The organism is Rhizobium sp. 05N430 (assembly GCF_056396985.1).
Map to the genome: position 1 here is coordinate 217909 of NZ_JBFTMO010000003.1, position 17366 is coordinate 235274.

General features: G+C 63.4%; 16 protein-coding genes. 6 read left to right on the forward strand and 10 right to left on the reverse strand.

Annotated elements, in window-relative coordinates; all coding sequences use genetic code 11:
- Window positions 1–6: 6 nt before the first annotated feature.
- The 4 genes from waaA to AC1DJO_RS08505 form a co-directional block, all read right to left on the reverse strand.
- Complete coding sequence (gene waaA, locus AC1DJO_RS08490; RefSeq protein ID WP_310292482.1) at window positions 7–1323, reverse strand: lipid IV(A) 3-deoxy-D-manno-octulosonic acid transferase; 1317 nt, start codon at window positions 1321–1323, stop codon at window positions 7–9.
- 175 nt (window positions 1324–1498) lie between these two features.
- Window positions 1499–1747 carry a DUF4170 domain-containing protein gene (locus tag AC1DJO_RS08495; RefSeq protein WP_112390568.1) on the reverse strand — a complete coding sequence of 83 codons (249 nt, stop codon included), beginning with the start codon at window positions 1745–1747 and terminating at the stop codon, window positions 1499–1501.
- A 61-nt stretch (window positions 1748–1808) separates the two neighbouring features.
- Window positions 1809–2618 carry a 3'(2'),5'-bisphosphate nucleotidase CysQ gene (locus AC1DJO_RS08500; protein ID WP_477969873.1) on the reverse strand — a complete coding sequence of 270 codons (810 nt, stop codon included), beginning with the start codon at window positions 2616–2618 and terminating at the stop codon, window positions 1809–1811.
- A gap of 15 nt (window positions 2619–2633) precedes the next feature.
- Entirely contained in the window at window positions 2634–3980 is a 1347-nt protein-coding gene (locus AC1DJO_RS08505) for a TldD/PmbA family protein (protein WP_477969875.1), read from the reverse strand.
- Between the two features lie 119 nt (window positions 3981–4099).
- Between AC1DJO_RS08505 and AC1DJO_RS08510 the strand changes: the two genes are divergently transcribed.
- A complete protein-coding gene (locus AC1DJO_RS08510) occupies window positions 4100–5911 on the forward strand; it encodes a monovalent cation:proton antiporter-2 (CPA2) family protein (RefSeq protein WP_477969877.1) in 1812 nt (603 codons plus the stop codon).
- On the opposite strand, the gene AC1DJO_RS08515 is transcribed toward AC1DJO_RS08510, so the two are convergent.
- The 3 genes from AC1DJO_RS08515 to AC1DJO_RS08525 form a co-directional block, all read right to left on the reverse strand.
- Window positions 5908–6741, reverse strand: a complete 834-nt coding sequence (locus AC1DJO_RS08515) for a patatin-like phospholipase family protein (protein ID WP_477831433.1) — start codon at window positions 6739–6741, stop codon at window positions 5908–5910. The genes AC1DJO_RS08510 and AC1DJO_RS08515 overlap by 4 nt on opposite strands.
- 78 nt (window positions 6742–6819) lie before the next feature.
- Window positions 6820–7380, reverse strand: coding sequence for a 16S rRNA (guanine(966)-N(2))-methyltransferase RsmD (gene rsmD / locus AC1DJO_RS08520; RefSeq protein ID WP_112390573.1), 561 nt, complete (start codon window positions 7378–7380; stop codon window positions 6820–6822).
- Entirely contained in the window at window positions 7361–9400 is a 2040-nt protein-coding gene (locus tag AC1DJO_RS08525; protein WP_477969879.1) for a pseudouridine synthase, read from the reverse strand. The genes rsmD and AC1DJO_RS08525 overlap by 20 nt, the downstream gene beginning before the upstream one ends.
- Window positions 9401–9491: 91 nt before the next feature.
- Between AC1DJO_RS08525 and AC1DJO_RS08530 the strand changes: the two genes are divergently transcribed.
- Complete coding sequence (locus AC1DJO_RS08530) at window positions 9492–9929, forward strand: nucleoside deaminase (protein ID WP_112518428.1); 438 nt, start codon at window positions 9492–9494, stop codon at window positions 9927–9929.
- The gene (locus AC1DJO_RS08535) at window positions 9926–10219 is read left to right on the forward strand and encodes a hypothetical protein (protein ID WP_112518427.1); all 294 of its coding nucleotides are present in this window, start codon (window positions 9926–9928) and stop codon (window positions 10217–10219) included. The genes AC1DJO_RS08530 and AC1DJO_RS08535 overlap by 4 nt, the downstream gene beginning before the upstream one ends.
- A gap of 8 nt (window positions 10220–10227) precedes the next feature.
- Here AC1DJO_RS08535 and AC1DJO_RS08540 read toward each other — a convergent pair whose 3' ends face one another.
- Window positions 10228–10857 carry a hypothetical protein gene (locus AC1DJO_RS08540; protein WP_112390577.1) on the reverse strand — a complete coding sequence of 210 codons (630 nt, stop codon included), beginning with the start codon at window positions 10855–10857 and terminating at the stop codon, window positions 10228–10230.
- 140 nt (window positions 10858–10997) lie between these two features.
- A complete protein-coding gene (gene ileS / locus AC1DJO_RS08545) occupies window positions 10998–13904 on the reverse strand; it encodes an isoleucine--tRNA ligase (RefSeq protein WP_112518426.1) in 2907 nt (968 codons plus the stop codon).
- Window positions 13905–14210: 306 nt separating this feature from the next.
- Here ileS and AC1DJO_RS08550 point away from each other — a divergent pair, with 306 nt between their 5' ends.
- The 3 genes from AC1DJO_RS08550 to AC1DJO_RS08560 all read left to right on the forward strand — a co-directional run bounded on the left by AC1DJO_RS08550 (window position 14211) and on the right by AC1DJO_RS08560 (window position 16278).
- Entirely contained in the window at window positions 14211–14465 is a 255-nt protein-coding gene (locus AC1DJO_RS08550) for a type II toxin-antitoxin system prevent-host-death family antitoxin (RefSeq protein WP_477969882.1), read from the forward strand.
- Window positions 14462–14920, forward strand: coding sequence for a PIN domain-containing protein (locus tag AC1DJO_RS08555; RefSeq protein ID WP_477969884.1), 459 nt, complete (start codon window positions 14462–14464; stop codon window positions 14918–14920). The genes AC1DJO_RS08550 and AC1DJO_RS08555 overlap by 4 nt, the downstream gene beginning before the upstream one ends.
- A gap of 146 nt (window positions 14921–15066) precedes the next feature.
- Entirely contained in the window at window positions 15067–16278 is a 1212-nt protein-coding gene (locus AC1DJO_RS08560; protein WP_477969886.1) for an MFS transporter, read from the forward strand.
- A gap of 102 nt (window positions 16279–16380) precedes the next feature.
- Here AC1DJO_RS08560 and AC1DJO_RS08565 read toward each other — a convergent pair whose 3' ends face one another.
- Window positions 16381–17364, reverse strand: a complete 984-nt coding sequence (locus AC1DJO_RS08565) for a bifunctional riboflavin kinase/FAD synthetase (RefSeq protein WP_477969888.1) — start codon at window positions 17362–17364, stop codon at window positions 16381–16383.
- Between the last annotated feature and the right edge of the window lie 2 nt (window positions 17365–17366).

The following is a 17366-nucleotide window of genomic DNA, read 5'->3' on the forward strand; positions in this document are numbered from 1 at the left end:
TTACCCTCAGCCTTGCGCCGATTTCGGCAGCAGCCTTGCCTTCACAGTCAGCGGATTGATGTAGGGCTCGAGCGCCTTCACCGTCGCCGTCAGTGCTCCGCGCATTTCTTGCACGGCGGCGATGCCGGCCTCGATCATATTGCGGCGTGCGTCGTCGTTGATGAGCAGATAATGCACGCCCTTGGCCAGCATCTCGGTGTCGCGCACCATGCGGGCGCTGCCGCGGCGGGCGAGCTTCTGATAGGCCTCGCGGAAATTCTGGACGTTGCTGCCCGAGAGAACCGCACAGCCGAGCATGGCCGGTTCCAGCGGATTCTGGCCGCCTTCGGCATAAAGCGAGCGGCCGACGAAGACCACTTCGGTGAGCCTGAGATAGAGACCCATCTCGCCGATCGTATCGCCGAGGAAGATATCGATGTCAGGCGTGATGATATCGTTGCGGGTGCGCCGCGCGACCTTCAGTCCCTGAGCGACGAGCATCTGCTCGATCTCGTCGGATCGCTCCGGATGGCGCGGCACGATGATCGTCAGCTGGTTGTTGCGCTCCTTCAGCGTCCGGTGGACGACGGCGGCGGCATTCTCCTCGCCGTCGAAGGTCGAGATGGCAGCCCAGGTCTTGCGGTCGCCGATCTGCTGCTTGTAGCGGGCAAAGATGGCAGCGTCATAGGGCGGCGCGTCGGTATCGACCTTCAGGTTGCCCGAGGTCATGACATGGCGGGCACCGAGATCACGGAAGCGTTCGGAATCGAGATCGGACTGGGCGATCACCAGCGCCAGGTTCTCGAACAATGCCTCGGCGATCGACGGCCGGCGCTGCCAGCGGGCAAAGGAGCGGTCCGACATGCGGGCATTGACGAGGATCTGCGGAATGCGGCGGCGGCCGAGCTCCATCATCGTCGCCGGCCAGATTTCGGACTCGGCGATGATGGCGCAATCGGGCTGCCAATATTCGAGGAAGCGGCTGACGGCCGGCTTCAGGTCGAGCGGCACATATTGATGGATCGCCTCGCTGCCGAGCCGGTCGGCGGCGACCTTGGCCGAGGTGATCGTGCCCGTGGTCAGGATGACGTGAATATCACGGCGGCGGATTTCGCGGATCAGCGGAATGACAGCATTGGTTTCGCCGACGCTGGCGGCATGAAACCAGACCAGCGGACCCTGCGGACGGTTGGCGCTCGCATAGCCGAAACGTTCCGTCCGGCGGGCGCGCTCTTCCTTGCCCTTGGCGGTGCGATAGGCGAGATAGGCGCCGACCAGCGGCGTCGCCACGATGCCTGCGGTCCTGTAGACGCCCAGCGCGAACCGCGCTCCTGGCGAACTCATCTAAAACGTCTCCGATCGACAATGATCGACATCAAACCCATTCCCCAATTATTGTTGCGGCGGCAATGGCCGATTAATTTGTTCAGAATGCGTCATTCGACGGTGTGGGGCGTAACGCCCCGGCAGGAGACGGCGCCGCCACGAAGGCGGCTACCCTGCTGAAAAGCCTATAAAATCAGTTGCTGCCGGTCTTGTCTTGCGGATCAAGCAGGCGGTGCATGTGGACGATGAAGTAACGCATATGTGCGTTGTCCACAGTCGACTGTGCCTTGCCCTTCCACGCCGTCAGTGCGGATGCGTAATCGGGAAAAATACCGACGATGTCGAGATCCTTCAGATCGCGGAACTGAACGTCATCGAGACTTTCCAGTTCGCCGCCAAATACGAGGTGCAGCAGCTGCTTCTTGCCACCGGATTCCGTCATTTTCTTCTCTTTCTTTTCTGGTCTCCTCCGCGCCTTCATCTGCGGGATTTTGACGGAAACGTCAACTGCTTCGTATCGAAGCCAGCCCCTCCAGAAACTCGAGCAGGCGGGGTGCCGCAGCGCCGCAGAGCGCACCGTGGCTGACGGCAGCGCGGTTATAAATGACGGGCTTTCCGTCGAGACCGGTCAGCTGCCCCCCTGCCCGTTCGAGGATCAGATCGGCGGCGGCGAGATCCCAGTCATGAGAGTTCGGCTTGACGAAGGTGCCTTCGAGGCGGCCATCGGCCACCATGGCGACACGGTAGGCGAGCGAGGGAACATGCTTGACCCGCTCGATGCCCTCGCGGAACGGAGCGGGGAAGGATTTCAGCACGTCCTCGGCGATGGCAAACCGGCTGACCGTTCCCGGGCCGCTTGCCGAAACCGCGATCGGTTGGCCGTTCTTAAGCGCCGTGCCGCCTTCGACAGCTTCGAACAGCTCCTCAAGCGCCGGCGCATAGAGCACACCCGCAACCGGGCGGCCGCGATGGACGACAGCGACGCTGACGCACCAGAGGTTCTGGCCACCGAGAAACGCCCGTGTGCCATCGATCGGATCGATGATGAAGACCGTGTCGCTCGCGAGGCGAGCCGCGCTGTCCTCGCTCTCTTCGGACATCCAGCCATAGGTAGGGCGGGCGGCGCGCAGGATTTTTTCGAGCGTTTCGTTGGCGGCGAAATCGGCGGCGCTGACCGGCGAGCGGCCTTCGTTCTTCCACCAGACCTCGGGCGACTGGTTGAAATAGCTGAGCGCGACGCGGCCCGCCTGCTGGGCGGCATCGGCGATCAATGCGAGATCGCTCTGCCAGCGGGCGCTTCTGTCGTCACTCATTCTTCAATCCAATCTTCAGCGCCCGGCGAGCGTCATGCCCTCGATGGCGAGTGTCGGGGCGGCGACGCCGTATTTGTAGTCGATGTCGTTTGCAGGGGTCACCCGCATGAACATCTCCTTGAGGTTCGATGCGATGGTGACCTCGGAGACCGCGAAGGTGAGTTCGCCGTTCTCGATCCAGAAACCGGTGGCGCCGCGGCTGTATTCGCCGGTGATCATGTTGACGCCCTGGCCGATCAGCTCGGTGACGTAGAAGCCGTTACCGACGCTGCGGATCAGCTCTTCGGGCGAGACGTCGCCGGGGTTCAGCGCCAGGTTGGTGGAAGCCGGCGTCACCGAATTGCCGCCGCGCACGCCGCGGCCGTTGGTTTCCATGCCGATCTCGCGGCCGGTCGATGTGGAGAGGAACCAGTGCTTCAGCACGCCGTCCTCGATCATCACAAGCTTTTCGCCGGAAACGCCTTCGCCATCAAAGGGACGCGAGGACGGACCGCGGACGATCAGCGGATCGTCGGTGATCGACAGCCCGGATTTCAAGACCTGCTGGCCCATCTTGTCGCGCAGGAAGCTGGTCTTGCGCGCCACCGACGCGCCGTTGATCGCACCGGCTATATGGCCGATGAAGCCGCGGGCGATACGTGGGTCGAAGACGACGGTGACATCCTTGCCTGTCGGCACCTGGCGCGGATTGACGCGCTTGACGGTGCGCTCGCCGGCGCGGCGGCCGATATCGGCGGGATCGTCGAGCTCGTTGTAATAAATCCGGCTGTCGTAGTCGTAGTCGCGCTCCATGCCGGTGCCTTCGCCGGCGATGACGCTGACCGAGCGGCCGAAGCGCGAGCCCATATAGCTGCCTTCGAAGCCATGCGAGGTGACGAGGACGAGACCGCCCATGCCACCGGAGGCGCCGCCACCGGAGGAATTCGTGACGCCCTTGACCTCAAGAGCCGCGGCTTCGGTTGCGAGCGCTGCCTCGCGCAGCATCTCGGAGGTCACTTCCGTGCGGTCGAGAAGCTCGAGATCGGGATAGGACTTTGCCAGATTGGCTTCGTCCGCCAGGCAGGCGAAGGGATCTTCCGGCGAGACCTTGGCCATGGCGACGGCCCGCTCGGCAAGTGCGGTGAGATCGAAACCCGGATTGGCCGAAACGCTGGCAACCTTCTTGCCGACGAAGACGCGGAGCGAGAAATCGTCGCTTTCCGACGACTCCGTGCCTTCGACCTTGCCGAGGCGAACGCTGACGGATTGCGAGCGGGAACGGACGACCACCGCATCGGCGGCATCGGCACCGGCTTTCCTGGCAAGATCGATCAGCTGGCTGGCACGGGAAAGAAGTGTCGAGGAATCAATTTCTGAGGACATGATTTGGCCTTTCCTTCGGCTTCCATTTATTGTGCAGTTCGGAAAGCATCAAGGCCGCGGCCTGCGATTCTTTTTCCCGCCGCTTGCGCGCCTCCTGCCATTGAAAGAAACTCCGACGCATGTCCGCCCCCAATGCCTTCTTTTCCGAGACGATCCTGCTGCTTGGCGGCGCGGTCGTTGCTGCGCCGATTTTCAAGAAGCTGGGGCTTGGTACCGTGCTCGGCTACCTGGCCGCGGGCGTCGTCATCGGGCCTGTCTTCCATGGGATTACCGATGGCGAGCAGATCCTCGGCGTTGCCGAACTCGGCGTCGTCTTCCTGCTGTTCATCATCGGCCTGGAGCTGAAACCGTCGCGACTCTGGCAGATGCGCCGCGATATCTTCGGGCTCGGCACGGCGCAGGTGGTCGTCACGGGTCTGGCGCTGACGGCGCTCGGCTATATCTGCGGCATTCTCGACTGGCGCGGCAGCATCGTCGCAGGTTTCGGCCTTGCCTTGTCCTCCACCGCCTTCGCCATGCAGATCCTGGAAGGCACCGGCGAAGTGAACACCAAATACGGCCAGCGCTCGTTCTCGGTGTTGCTGTTGCAGGATCTGGCGATCGTTCCGCTGCTGGCGCTGATCACGGTCCTTGGCGGCGGCGGCGAGGGCGGCGATCAACCGTTTCTCGATTTCGCGATTGCGATCGGCGCAGTCGTGGCGATGATCGTCATGGGGCGCTATCTGCTGACGCCGCTTTTCCAGGTAATTGCCCGCACCGGCGCCCGCGAGGCGATGATTGCGGCGGCGCTGTTCGTGGTCATGGGATCGGCGACGCTGATGCAGTTTGCCGGTCTGTCGATGGCGATGGGCGCGTTTCTCTCCGGCATCATGCTGGCGGAGTCCTCCTACCGGCACGAGCTTGAAGCGGATATCGAGCCATTCCGCGGTGTGCTGCTCGCTATCTTCTTCATCGCCGTCGGCCTGTCGCTGCAGCTGCAGGTCCTCGTCGACAACGCGCTGTTCATCGTTGCCGCCGTGCCGATCATCATGGCGGTAAAGGCTGCGGTCATCTATGCGCTTTGCCGGGCTTCCGGCTCTCCGCATAACGACGCGATCCGCATCGCCTTCCTGCTGCCGCAGGGCGGGGAGTTCGGCTTCGTGCTCTTTACCGCTGCGGCGACCGCGGGGCTGATGCCATCCAGCACCGCATCCCTGCTGGTCGCCATCGTGACGCTGACGATGGCGCTGACCCCGATTGGTTCGGCGCTGTCGAGACGACTGCTCACAGGCGATGAGCATGAGGAGCTGGACGAGGATTTTGCAGGCGCAAATGCCGACGTGCTGATGGTCGGCTTCTCGCGTTTCGGGCAGATCGCCGCGCAAATCCTGCTTGCCGGCGGCCGCGACGTCACCGTCATCGACTTTTCCGCCGATCGCATCCGCCAGGCCTCGTCCTTCGGCTTCCGCATCTATTTCGGCGACGGCACTCGCAAGGACGTGCTGCGCTCGGCCGGCATCGACAAGGCGAAGATCGTCGTCGTCTGTACGCAGAAGCGCGAGATCACCGACAAGGTGGTGGAGCTGGTGCAAGCCGACTATCCGCATGCCAAGCTCTTCGTACGCTCCTATGACCGCATCCACTCGATCGCGCTGCGCAATCTGAATGTCGATTACGAGCTGCGCGAGACGCTGGAGTCAGGTTTGCTCTTCGGCCGCCGGACCTTGCAGGCGCTGGGTGTCGGCGAGGCGGAGGCCTACGAGATCGGCGAGGATATCCGCCGCCGCGACGAGGAGCGGCTGGTGCTGCAGGTTTCCGAAGGGCTGCAGGCCGGACGCGACATGCTGTTTTCGCATCCGGTCCGGCCGGAGCCGCTGGTCAAGCCGAAGCGCTCGATGGAGATGGATGCCGATCCCTTGGCAGGTCCGGCGGATGTGACGGCCGACGCCTAGGCCTTCAGCCGGGCTTCGAACTGGCGGTCCAGCTCGCGCTTCAGGTCGTCCTTGACGCCTGCGGACATGGCGAGCACTTCGCGGGCCTTCAGAAAGTCCATGACGCCGGTGCGGCCGACCGCCGGGCGCAGGAAGATATGCGGCGGCTGGATCTTCAGCTTCAGGGTGATCGCCGTCTGCATCATCAACTGACCGGAGCCGAAGATGCTTTCCATGCGGTTCGGAATATGGGTGCCGTCACCCTCAGGCGCGCCGACGACATCGATGCCGATCACGATGTCGGCAATATCCATCAGGCATTCGTAGGGCACCGGATTGCTGATGCCGCCGTCGATCATCACGCGGTCGTTCATGCGCACCGGCATGAAGACGGCGGGGATCGAGGAGGACGCGGCAAGTGCGGGAAAGAGCTGGCCTTCCGTGATGATCACTTCGTTCTGGCCGTAATAATCGGTGGTGATGACCTGCATCGGCACGAGAAGATCGGCGAAGCGATCCGGCAGGTCGGCAGGCAGAAAGGCCTTCAGGATCCGCTCCAGGTTGAACTGGCCGATGCGGATACCCTTGGCGACGGCATCGCGCACCGTTTGGGGGCGCATGCCCCAGATGCGGCTGACGACGGCGGTCTTGTTGCCGACGGTCATCAGCGCGTGTTCGCGGATTGCCTCGCCGCTCATGCCGGCGGCCATACCGGCGCCCATGATGGCGCCGATCGACGAGCCCGATATCGCCACCGGGCGGATGCCGAGTTCGTCCAATGCTTCAATGACATGGATATGCGCCAGGCCGCGCGCGCCGCCGCCGCCGAAGGCGACCGCAACGGTGGGCATAGTGCCGCCGGTGGCAGGTATGACGCTATTCACAATACCTGCCTGCTGCACTGAACGCTCCCGGTGGCTTCGCCCCGCCTAGACCGGCTGATAGCGGAAGAAATGGACCTTGGTGTCGCCAAAGATCCTGTCTTCGAGGAACAGATAGGAAGGATCGACCGAAACGGCAACATCCGAGCGCTCTTCGAGCACGGCGATCGCGCCCGGCACCAGCCAGCCACCCTTGGCAGCCGCAGCCATGGCCTTCTCGCCCAGACCCTTGCCGTAGGGCGGATCGGCGAAGAGCATGTTGAAGGGCTCGAGATTGCCGACCGAACCGAGATCCGTAGCGTCACGCCGCAGGATACGCGTGCGGCCATGCAGGCCGAGCGCATCGATGTTTTCCCAGAGCAGGCCCCTGCCCTCGACGCTGTTTTCGACGAACAGCGCATGACGGCAGCCGCGCGAGACGGCTTCGAGGCCGACCGCGCCGGTGCCGGCAAAAAGATCGAGTATCCGGGTGCCATCGACGCATTCCGGATAGGCATGGCTCAGAATATTGAAAAGGCTCTCACGCGTCCGGTCGGCAGTCGGCCGGATGTCGTTGGATTTAGGTACGGCGAGCGACCGTCCGCGAAACTCACCGCCGACGATCCGCACCGCGCGTCATTCCCTTTCCTTTTGGTCCACCACGCGACGGCCCGCCCGAAGGTTTGCCTCCGCCATCGGGCCGGTCGCCTCTCGGCTTGCCGGAGAAATTCTTGGCAACGCCGGGCTTGGCGCCGAAGCTCTTGCCGCGCGGCTTGTCACCCTGCGGACGGTCGCCCTGCGGCTTGTCGCCAAAGGAGCGTTCGCCACGCGGACGTTCGGAGCGGCCTTCGCCCGGAGCGCTGCGGGCAGCGCGCGGACGGTCGCCATAGGACCGGAGACGCTCGTCACCCTCTTCGCGCGGACGCCGCGGCTTGTCGCCGAAGGGACGGTCACCACGCGCCGGACGATCGCCGGACGGGCGTTCGCTGCGGGAGGGGCGATCACCATAGGGTCGGTCGCTGCGGGCCGGACGGTCGCCGTAGGAACGCGGACGATCGCCGTCTTCGCGGGGCTTGCGCTCGCCGCGCGGCTTGTCGCCGAACGGGCGGTCTCCACGGGCAGGACGATCCCCTGCCGGGCGGTCGCCACGCGGCGGGCGGTCGCCATAGGGTCTGTCACCGCGGGCGGTGCGATCACCACCGGAGCGTTCACCGCGACCTTCGCCGCGGGGGCGGTCACCGAAAGGCCCGTCGCCGCGGCCGCCGCGATCGCCACCCGGACGATCGCCGGAGCGCTTGCGGCCGCCGTCGTCATTGCTGACTTCGCTGGAACGGATCCATTCGCCCTCTTCATCGCGGGCACGGTTGATCTGGACACGCGGGCCTTCGTCGTAGCTCACCGGCTGCGGCTTGGAACGGCCGGGCTTCTCGCCGCGCTTCAGCGCCGTCTGGGCATTCTTCTCGGCCTTTGCGGCTGCCTTTTCGCCGAGCGGACGGGCGCCGGGCGCCATCCAGACATTGGCGTTGCGGCGGCTGCCGAGCGCCGGGCGCTTCGGACGGTCGTCATCCTTGCGTCCGCCATCGCGGCCACCGTCCCGGCGATCATCCTTACGGTCATCGCGGCGATCGTTGCGACGGTCATCGCGCTTGGTGTCGAGGCTGCCACGCGGGCGCTCGCGCTTTTCTTCAGACTTCCATGCGCGCTGTTCGCGCCGTTCCGGCTTGGCCTGCTCTTCTTCCTCGGCTGCGGCAACGGCCGGAGCGTTGTAGAGCGGCGCATCGAAATTGGCGTTGGAGTCTTCGATGAGACGCGGGCCGAGCTGATCGCGCAGCGTGCGGCCGCGCACTTCGATGACGTGGCCTTCCGGCAGGTCACCCAGCTGGAACGGACCATATGAGATACGGATCAGGCGGTTGACGTCGAGGCCAAGCGCACCCATCACATTCTTGATTTCGCGGTTCTTGCCTTCGCGCAGGCCCATGGTGATCCAGACGTTGGATCCCTGGGTGCGGTCGAGCGTCGCGTCGATCGAGCCGTAGAGCACGCCATCGACAGCAATGCCTTCCTTCAGCTTGTCGAGCGCGTCCTGATCGATCTCGCCATGGGCGCGCACGCGGTAGCGGCGCAGCCAGCCGGTCGTCGGCAGCTCCAGCGAGCGGGCAAGGCCGCCATCGTTGGTGAGCAGCAGCAGGCCTTCGGTGTTGATATCGAGGCGGCCGATCGACATGACGCGCGGCAGTTCGTCCGGCAGATTGTCGAAGACTGTCGGGCGACCCTCGGGATCGGCATTGGTGGTCACCAGGCCGGCCGGCTTGTGATAGAGCCAGAGACGCGTGCGCTCGATGCCGCGGATCGGGATACCATCGACTTCGATCTTGTCGGTCAGCGTGACGTTAACGACGGGCGTCTCGAGCGGCTTGCCGTTCAGCGTGACGCGGCCGTCCATGATCATGCGCTCGATATCGCGGCGCGAGGCAACGCCTGCGCGTGCCATGACCTTCGAGATGCGTTCCGCCTTGCCGTCGCCTGCGGTTTCGGCCGCTGCAGCCTTCGGCGCAGCGCTGCGGACCGGCTTGTCATCGGTTTTCGGTCGCGTGTCGCGCCCTGCGGGCTTGCCGCCCGGCCGTTTTGGCTTGTCTTTGAATGTCATTTGTTGTTTGCCTGCCTTTTGGGGCTTCTCTATCAGGTCGCGCCCCTGCGGTTAAGTGGGAATTTGCCGGATCGTGAAGACAAATCGGTTTATGGAGATGGCGCTCGAAGAGGCGCGGGCGGCCGGTGGACGCGGCGAAGTGCCGATCGGGGCAATCGTGGTGCTCGACGGCACGGTGGTTGGGCGTTCCGGAAACCGTACCCGCGAGCTCAACGACGTGACCGCCCATGCCGAAGTCGCCGCCATCCGCATGGCCTGCGAAGCGCTGGGACAGGAACGGCTGACGGGCGCCGATCTCTATGTTTCGCTGGAGCCCTGTACGATGTGCGCAGCGGCGATCTCGTTTGCCCGCATCCGCCGGCTCTATTACGGCGCCGAGGATCCGAAGGGCGGCGCGGTCGAGAGCGGCGTGCGCTTCTATGCGCAACCGACCTGCCATCATGCGCCCGAGGTCTATTCCGGTCTGAACGAAACGGAGGCTGCGGATATCCTCAGGACGTTCTTTGCAGGAAAGAGGGAGATGCCATGAGCCTCGCCATTCTTGCAGCGATGATCGCCATCGGCGTATTCGCGTATCTGCGCGTCGCGCCCGGCGTTTCCGGCATACCGATGCAATGGTCCTTGCGGGGAGAGATCAACTGGTCGGCGCCGCGGGCGGCTGCTTTCAGCGCCTTGCCGGGTCTCGCGATCGCGATCTGCGCGATCTTCGCGGCCAGGGGGATGACCGCGATTTTCGCGATCACCGGCTCAGGTCTTCTGATCTGCCAGATCATGCATATTCTGCTCGTGCGCCGCTGGGCAGCGGCGCAGCAGATGTAAGCAAGCGCTTACTGCAGCAAGTTCCACCACTGCTTGCCGGTACCGGCAACCGCGGCATCTTTCTTACGCTGCTTCTGCTTCTTGAGCTCCGGCTCGCCGAGATCATCAAGCTTGGACGGGTCGTCTGCCTGGCGGTACTCCGTCGGCGGATCGGAGATCGAGCGGCGCTCGGTCACGGCGCCGGCGCCCTTCTGCGCGGCGCGGGCTTCCCTGAACGCCTGGGCCTGTTCGGCTGCGGTCTTGCGGCCGCCTTCGATGCCATTCTTGGCCAGTGGCGAAACATACCGGGACTTGTCTTCGTTGTCGTCAGCTTCCTGGACGAGACGGGCGCGGGTCTCTTCGGGAGACTCGACCCATTCCGGATTGTCCTTGCTGGCAACCGTCTGCTGCGGCTCGACCAGCGTTTCCTTGGAGGCGTCAGCCGGGAGAACAAGCGTCGGACGCGGCTGGTACCTGACGCCCTTGTTCTTGGGCTCCTGCGGCGCGAGCGACACGGACTGGCCGATATCGTCGCCAAGCTGGGCCATTGCGCTCGTGCCGGTACCGTAGGTCGGGCTCGTGCAGCTGGTGGCCATCGAGCCTGCCGCCATAACAACCGTCAGGCAAGCGCCTACACGGAACCAACGCGTCGCTAACATGAAAACCCTTCCAGCCATGCCGGTGCAATTATCGCCCAACCGGACGTCCGTCCCCCTGACGTAAAAATCCGGCCATTTTCAGGCAGCTTTTACCGGATGAACCACTAAAGAGCAATTCACCCGGTAACTTTCTTGAGGATTTACAGTCCGAGCTCACGCAAAGCGACAGCATCGCGCGCCGAAACATCGGGATATTCAGGGTCGGACCCGACATCCTTGGTGATCCGCCAGGAACGGGCGCACTTGGTACCTTCGGCAAGCGTCGGCTCGACGGAGACACCGGGAACCTCGGGAAGACGGAACGCCTCAGCAGAGCCCTCGCCCGCGTCGATTGCGATATCCGAGGTAATGCAGATCTCGGAGAAGTCGAGACCATCGAGCGCTGCCTTCAGAGCCGCATCAGCGATGTGCACGGTGGGGGCGGCTTCGAGCGACGAACCGATCCGCTTGTCCTTGCGCTCGACTTCGAGGGCGCCCGTGACGACAGAGCGGATGGCGCGAACGCTTTTCCACTTCTCTGCCAGCGCCTCGTTCTTCCAATCCGCCGGGATCGCCGGGAACTGTTCGAGGTGAACCGAAACGGCTTCAGGATTGCGCGACAGCCATGCCTCTTCGGTGGTGAAGGGCAGCATCGGCGCAAGCCAGGTCACCATGCAATCGAAGATATTGCGGATGACATGGAGTGCCGAACGGCGGCGCAGGCTCGACCGGGCGTCGCAGTAAAGCGCGTCCTTGCGGATGTCGAAATAGAAGGCCGATAGCTCGACATTGGCGAAGTCGATCAGCGCGCGGGCGATCTTCTTGAAGTCGAAGGCATCGTAATTTTCGCGCACCAGCTCGTTGAGCTCGGCCAGGCGGTGCAGCATCAGCTGCTCCAGTTCCGGCAGTTCGGCAAGCGCGATGACCTCGCCCTTGTCATGCGCCAGCGTACCGAGCATCCAGCGGATGGTGTTGCGCAGCTTTCTGTAGGCATCAACATTGGTCTGAATGATCGTCTTGCCGACACGCAGGTCATCAGCATAGTCCGAGGTCATGACCCAGAGGCGCAGGATGTCGGCGCCGGCATCCTTCATGATTTCCTGCGGAGACGTGACGTTGCCCTTGGACTTCGACATCTTCTCGCCCTTCTCGTCCATGGTAAAACCATGGGTGAGGACGGCATTGTAAGGCGCGCGGCCACGGGTGGCAGCCGATTCCAAGAGCGACGAGTGGAACCAGCCGCGATGCTGGTCGGAACCTTCGAGATAGAGATCGGCCGGCCATTTCAGGTCCGGGCGGTCTTCCAGTGTGAAGGTGTGGGTCGAGCCCGAGTCGAACCAGACGTCGAGGATATCCATGACCTGCTTCCACTTGGCGTGGTCGTGGTCATTGCCGAGGAAGCGCTCCTTTGCACCCTCGGCGAACCAGGCGTCGGCGCCTTCGCGTTCGAAGGCGTCGAGGATCCGCTGGTTGACGGCTTCATCGACCAGGACTTCGCCCTGCTCGTCGGCGAAGACGGCGATCGGGACGCCCCAGGCGCGCTGACGCGAAAGCACCCAGTCCGGGCGTCCCTCGATCATGGCGCGCAGGCGGTTCTGACCAGCGGCGGGGACGAAGCGCGTGTCGTCGATCGCGCCCAGCGCGCGCGAACGCAGCGTCGTGCCGTCGGCCAGTTCCTTGTCCATATAGACGAACCACTGCGGCGTGTTGCGGAAGATGACAGGCTTCTTGGAGCGCCAGGAATGCGGATAGGAATGCTTCAGGCGGCCGCGGGCGAAGAGCGCGTTGCGGGCGATCAGCTCCTTGATGACGCGATCGTTGGCATCACCCTTTTTGCCGTTGTCGTCGATGACGCGTGCGCCTTCGAAGCCGGGGGCATCCGATGTGTAGAAGCCGCCGTCATCGACGGTGAACGGGATCTTGGTCGAGATGCCACGGGCTTCCAGCTGGCGGGCGGCGGACATCCAGGCGTCAAAGTCTTCGCGGCCGTGGCTGGGTGCCGTGTGCACGAAACCGGTACCGGCATCGTCGGTGACATGGTCGCCATCGAGCAGCGGGACGATGAATTCGTAGCCGTTACCGAGGCCGTTAAGGGGGTGGTCGCAAGAGATCCCGGCAAGTTGCTCAGCGCTGACATCGCGCAGGCGGCGATATTGAAGTTTTGCCTTGCCGAAAGATTCCTCAGCAAGCTTGTCTGCCAAGATCAGCTTCTCACCTGGACGCGGACCAAAATCATTGGCGGCTTCAGTGATTTCATAGAGACCGTAGGAAACGCGCGACGAATAGGCGATCGCCCGGTTGCCGGGGATCGTCCAAGGGGTTGTCGTCCAGATAACTACGAAGGCAGACAGCAAATCGGCATTTGCATGCTCGTCTTGGCGAAACACCATGCGGACCGGGAATTTCACCCAGATCATGTCGCTTTCGATGTCGTGGTACTCGACTTCGGCTTCGGCAAGCGCCGTGCGTTCGACGACCGACCACATGATCGGCTTGGAGCCGCGGTAGAGCTGGCCCGACTTGGCGATCTTCAGCAGTTCACCGGCGATGCGGCTTTCGGCGTGGAAGGCCATCGTCGTGTAGGGATTGTCGAAGTCACCCTCGATGCCGAGGCGCTTGAACTCGTCGGCCTGGGTCTTGATCCAGCCGGACGCGAATTCACGGCATTCCCTACGGAACTCGTTGACCGGAACCTCGTCCTTGTTCTTGCCCTTCTCGCGGTACTTTTCCTCGATCTTCCATTCGATCGGCAGGCCGTGGCAATCCCAGCCGGGAACGTAATTGGCGTCGAAGCCGCGCATCTGGAACGAGCGGTTGATGACGTCCTTGAGGATCTTGTTCAGCGCGTGGCCGATATGGATGTTGCCGTTGGCATAGGGCGGGCCGTCGTGCAGCACGAACTTTTCGCGCCCGGCGGCCGAGGCGCGCAGCTTCTTGTAGAGACCCATCTGCTGCCAGCGGGCAACGATTTCCGGCTCCTTCTGCGGCAGGCCGGCGCGCATCGGGAATTCGGTTTCGGGCAGATTGAGGGTCTTCGAATAATCGATCTTTTCGGCTGTGTCGGTCATGTCTGGCAATCGTTTCTGGCGGCCTCAGAAGGCGCAACGGATGTGGAATTGTTGGTGACGGAAGCGCTTGCTCGGCAAGCGCTGAAAACCCGGACCTTCCGGCCGCTCAGCGCGCGCGGAAGGCCGGGCCGATAATTCGTATCGCAATCGCCAGCCGGAATTTTGTCATCGGGCCGGTTCATAGGCGCTTTTGGCGGGAAAAGGAAGAGGGATTTGGGGATCGGACGCTTCCATAGCGAATGGAAAGCAGTGGCGGTTTTGAGCTGGCTGAACTATAGTCTGACTATCTGACCAGATGGAGCTAGCATGCCACGTCAAATTTGGAAGCTGGAGGAAGCCAAGGCACGTTTCAGCGAAGTCGTGCGGCTTGCGCATAGCGAAGGACCGCAGCGGGTCACCGTACGCGGAAAGGAAAGCGTGGCGGTCATCAGCATTGAAGAGCTTGAACGGCTGACCGGACGGGAGACGCTCGAACCCTTCGTGGATTTCATGGAAAGCCTTGCTCTCGACGACTTGACGCTTGAGCGCGAAGGGGATCGTGGCCGGGATTTGTCTTTGTGAGAGGCTGGCTTCTGGACACCAACGTTATCGCGGCTTTGATCAACCGGAACGGTGCGCCGTCAGTAAAAAGCTGGGCGGCGCAGACGGATGAAGCGCGGATGTTCATCAGCGTGCTGTCATTGGCGGAATACGACAAAGGGATCGCAAACCTGCCCGCCGACGACGAAAACCGGCACCGTTACGCTGCTTCACGCGATGCGTTGGAACTGCGCTTTTCAAACCGCGTTCTGTCGCTCGATGATGCCAGCGTTCGTCGTTGGGGCGAAATTTCGGGCCGCATGAAGTTACAATCCGGGCATGCGCCGCCTGTCATCGACACGATGCTTGCCGCGACGGCGATTGAACACGAACTTTATCTGGTGACGCGAAACACCAAGGACGTTGCCCTCTCGGGCGCGGCGATCTTCGACCCGTGGAATGACACGCCCGACCGCTTTCCGCTCAGGCAGAAATGAAACTGGCCGCTCCGGCCGCGCCTCCCCCCGAAGACAAAGAAAAATTATCGTGGCAATGTCGAAATGGCGGCGTCTCGGCCGTCCTTGGAATGCGAGCCGCCGCTCGGGCGCCCGCGTTTCTCGGGTCCACAGGGAGTGAAGTGGATATGAGCAGTTCCTATCGTTGGGTCATCGTCGCCGCCGGCGCCCTGATGACATGCGTTGCGCTCGGCGCGATGTTTTCTCTCGCCATCTTCCAGACACCGATCGCCACCGAGACCGGCTGGTCGCATACCGGCATTGCCAGCGCCATGACGTTGAACTTCATCGTCATGGGGATCGGCGGCTTCATGTGGGGCGCTTTGAGCGACCGTTTCGGACCCCGGCCGGTGGTGATGATCGGCGCCGTGCTTCTCGGGCTGGCGCTGGTTCTGGCGAGCCGCGCCGGATCGCTGATGCAGTTCCAGCTGACCTACGGCGTTCTCGTCGGCATTTCGGCCAGCGCCTTCTTCGCGCCGATGATCGCGGCGACCACCGAATGGTTCGACGAGAACCGTGGATTGGCCGTGTCGCTGGTTTCAGCCGGGATGGGCGTTGCGCCGATGACGATTTCGCCGCTCGCCCGGGCGCTGATCTCCGCCTATGACTGGCGCACCGCAATGCTGATGATCGGCATCGGCGCCTGGATCCTTCTGATCCCGGCAGCCCTCCTCATCCGCCGCGCGCCGTCTCCGGCAAGCGATCCCGGCACGGTGGAAACCACAAGCGGCGAGCGGCCCTCGCTCGGCAAGATCTTCCGGTCGCCGCAGTTCCTGGTTCTGGGCGGCACCTTCTTTGCCTGCTGCGCGGCCCATTCCGGGCCGATCTTTCATATGGTGAGCTACGCGACGATCTGCGGCGTGGCGCCGATGGCGTCGGTCAGCATCTACAGCGTCGAGGGACTTGCCGGTCTCGGCGGGCGGCTGCTCTATGGCAGCCTTGCGGACAGGTTCGGCGTCAAGCCGGTTCTGGTCGCCGGGCTGCTGGTGCAGGCGGCAGCGCTGGCGGCCTATCTTGCGGTCAGCGAACTCGGGCAGTTCTATGCGCTCGCGGTGATCTTCGGCAGCGCCTATGGCGGGGTGATGCCGCTCTATGCGGTGCTGGCGCGCGAATATTTCGGGCCGAAAGTGATCGGCACCGTATTCGGCGCGGCGACGATGCTGTCGAGCATCGGCATGGCCTTCGGGCCGCTGATCGGCGGCTGGATATTCGATACCTACCAGAACTATTCGTGGCTGTTCATCGGCTCGGCGCTGGTGGGGCTCGGTGCGGCAGCGATCGCGCTTGCCTTTCCGCCGCTGGCGCGGGGGAAGCAGGCGCCTGCATTGGGTGCTGCCTAAGCCAATGTAGCGGGCTTGGCCCCCTCATCCGGCCTTCGGCCACCTTCTCCCCAGCGGGGAGAAGAGGCCGGCAGGCAGATGAGGGGGCTACACGGCAGAACGTCAGCTGAAGCAGAGCAAGTGGTCGAGTTCGCCGAGCGGCTGCACGCCCGAAAGCAGCGCCCTCGCCTCTTCCTCGTCGCGCTTGATCTGCACGACGAGCGGGTCGAGCCCGTCGAATTTCAGCTCGGGACGGAGATAGCCGAAGAAGGAGACTGAACAGACCTGGCCATAGAGATCGCCGCTGAAATCGAAGACGTAGGTTTCGAGCAGCGGCGCGCCGTTTTCCGTCACCGTCGGGCGGCGGCCGTAGCTGGCGACGGCGTCGTGGAGCGTGCCGTTCTGCAGGCGGAAGCGGACGGCATAAATGCCGGAAGCGAGTTCGACTTCGGGCGGCAGCTGCATGTTGGCTGTCGGAAAACCCAGCTGGCGGCCAAGCTTTTCGCCGCCGATAATCTCCGCCTCGACGGTGTAGTGATAGCCGAGCTGGGCCGCCGCCTCGCTGACTTCGCCATTCTTCAGCTGCGCCCGGATGCGGCTCGACGAGACGACGTCGGCATTCTCATCGCGGTAGGCGTCTATCAGCGTGACACCGAAACCGTATTTCTGGCCGGCATCCATGAGGAAGGCCGGACCGCCCTCGCGGCCCTTGCCGAAATGGAAATCGACGCCGGTGACGACTTCCGAGGCACCCAGCCAATCCTTGAGGATGCCGTGGATGAAATCATCAGGCGAACGCTGCGAGAATTCGCGGTCGAAGGGGTATTCGATGACGGCGCTGAAGCCGAGAGCTTCGAGGATGCGAGCCTTCAAAGGCGCGGGCGTGATGCGGAAGACCGGGCTCTCGGGCCGGAAGACGGTGCGCGGATGCGGCTCGAAGGTCAGCACCAGGGCCGGAACACCACGCGCCCGCGCAATCTCCAATGCCCGCGTCAGCACCGATTGATGGCCGCGATGCAGGCCATCGAAATTGCCGATGGCGATCACCCCGCCCTTCAGATGGGCTGGCAGCGGTTCACGGGTTTCGTTGCGGTGAAAGACGGTCATCG

Excerpts from the sequence above, each read along its gene's own strand:
- waaA (WP_310292482.1), bottom strand. The coding sequence starts at position 1,323 with ATGAGTTCGCCAGGAGCGCGGTTCGCGCTGGGCGTCTACAGGACCGCA.
- AC1DJO_RS08495 (WP_112390568.1), bottom strand. The coding sequence starts at position 1,747 with ATGACGGAATCCGGTGGCAAGAAGCAGCTGCTGCACCTCGTATTTGGC.
- AC1DJO_RS08500 (WP_477969873.1), bottom strand. The coding sequence starts at position 2,618 with ATGAGTGACGACAGAAGCGCCCGCTGGCAGAGCGATCTCGCATTGATC.
- AC1DJO_RS08505 (WP_477969875.1), bottom strand. The coding sequence starts at position 3,980 with ATGTCCTCAGAAATTGATTCCTCGACACTTCTTTCCCGTGCCAGCCAG.
- AC1DJO_RS08510 (WP_477969877.1), top strand. The coding sequence starts at position 4,100 with ATGTCCGCCCCCAATGCCTTCTTTTCCGAGACGATCCTGCTGCTTGGC.
- AC1DJO_RS08515 (WP_477831433.1), bottom strand. The coding sequence starts at position 6,741 with ATGCCCACCGTTGCGGTCGCCTTCGGCGGCGGCGGCGCGCGCGGCCTG.
- AC1DJO_RS08525 (WP_477969879.1), bottom strand. The coding sequence starts at position 9,400 with ATGACATTCAAAGACAAGCCAAAACGGCCGGGCGGCAAGCCCGCAGGG.
- AC1DJO_RS08530 (WP_112518428.1), top strand. The coding sequence starts at position 9,492 with ATGGAGATGGCGCTCGAAGAGGCGCGGGCGGCCGGTGGACGCGGCGAA.
- AC1DJO_RS08535 (WP_112518427.1), top strand. The coding sequence starts at position 9,926 with ATGAGCCTCGCCATTCTTGCAGCGATGATCGCCATCGGCGTATTCGCG.
- AC1DJO_RS08540 (WP_112390577.1), bottom strand. The coding sequence starts at position 10,857 with ATGTTAGCGACGCGTTGGTTCCGTGTAGGCGCTTGCCTGACGGTTGTT.
- ileS (WP_112518426.1), bottom strand. The coding sequence starts at position 13,904 with ATGACCGACACAGCCGAAAAGATCGATTATTCGAAGACCCTCAATCTG.
- AC1DJO_RS08550 (WP_477969882.1), top strand. The coding sequence starts at position 14,211 with ATGCCACGTCAAATTTGGAAGCTGGAGGAAGCCAAGGCACGTTTCAGC.
- AC1DJO_RS08560 (WP_477969886.1), top strand. The coding sequence starts at position 15,067 with ATGAGCAGTTCCTATCGTTGGGTCATCGTCGCCGCCGGCGCCCTGATG.
- AC1DJO_RS08565 (WP_477969888.1), bottom strand. The coding sequence starts at position 17,364 with ATGACCGTCTTTCACCGCAACGAAACCCGTGAACCGCTGCCAGCCCAT.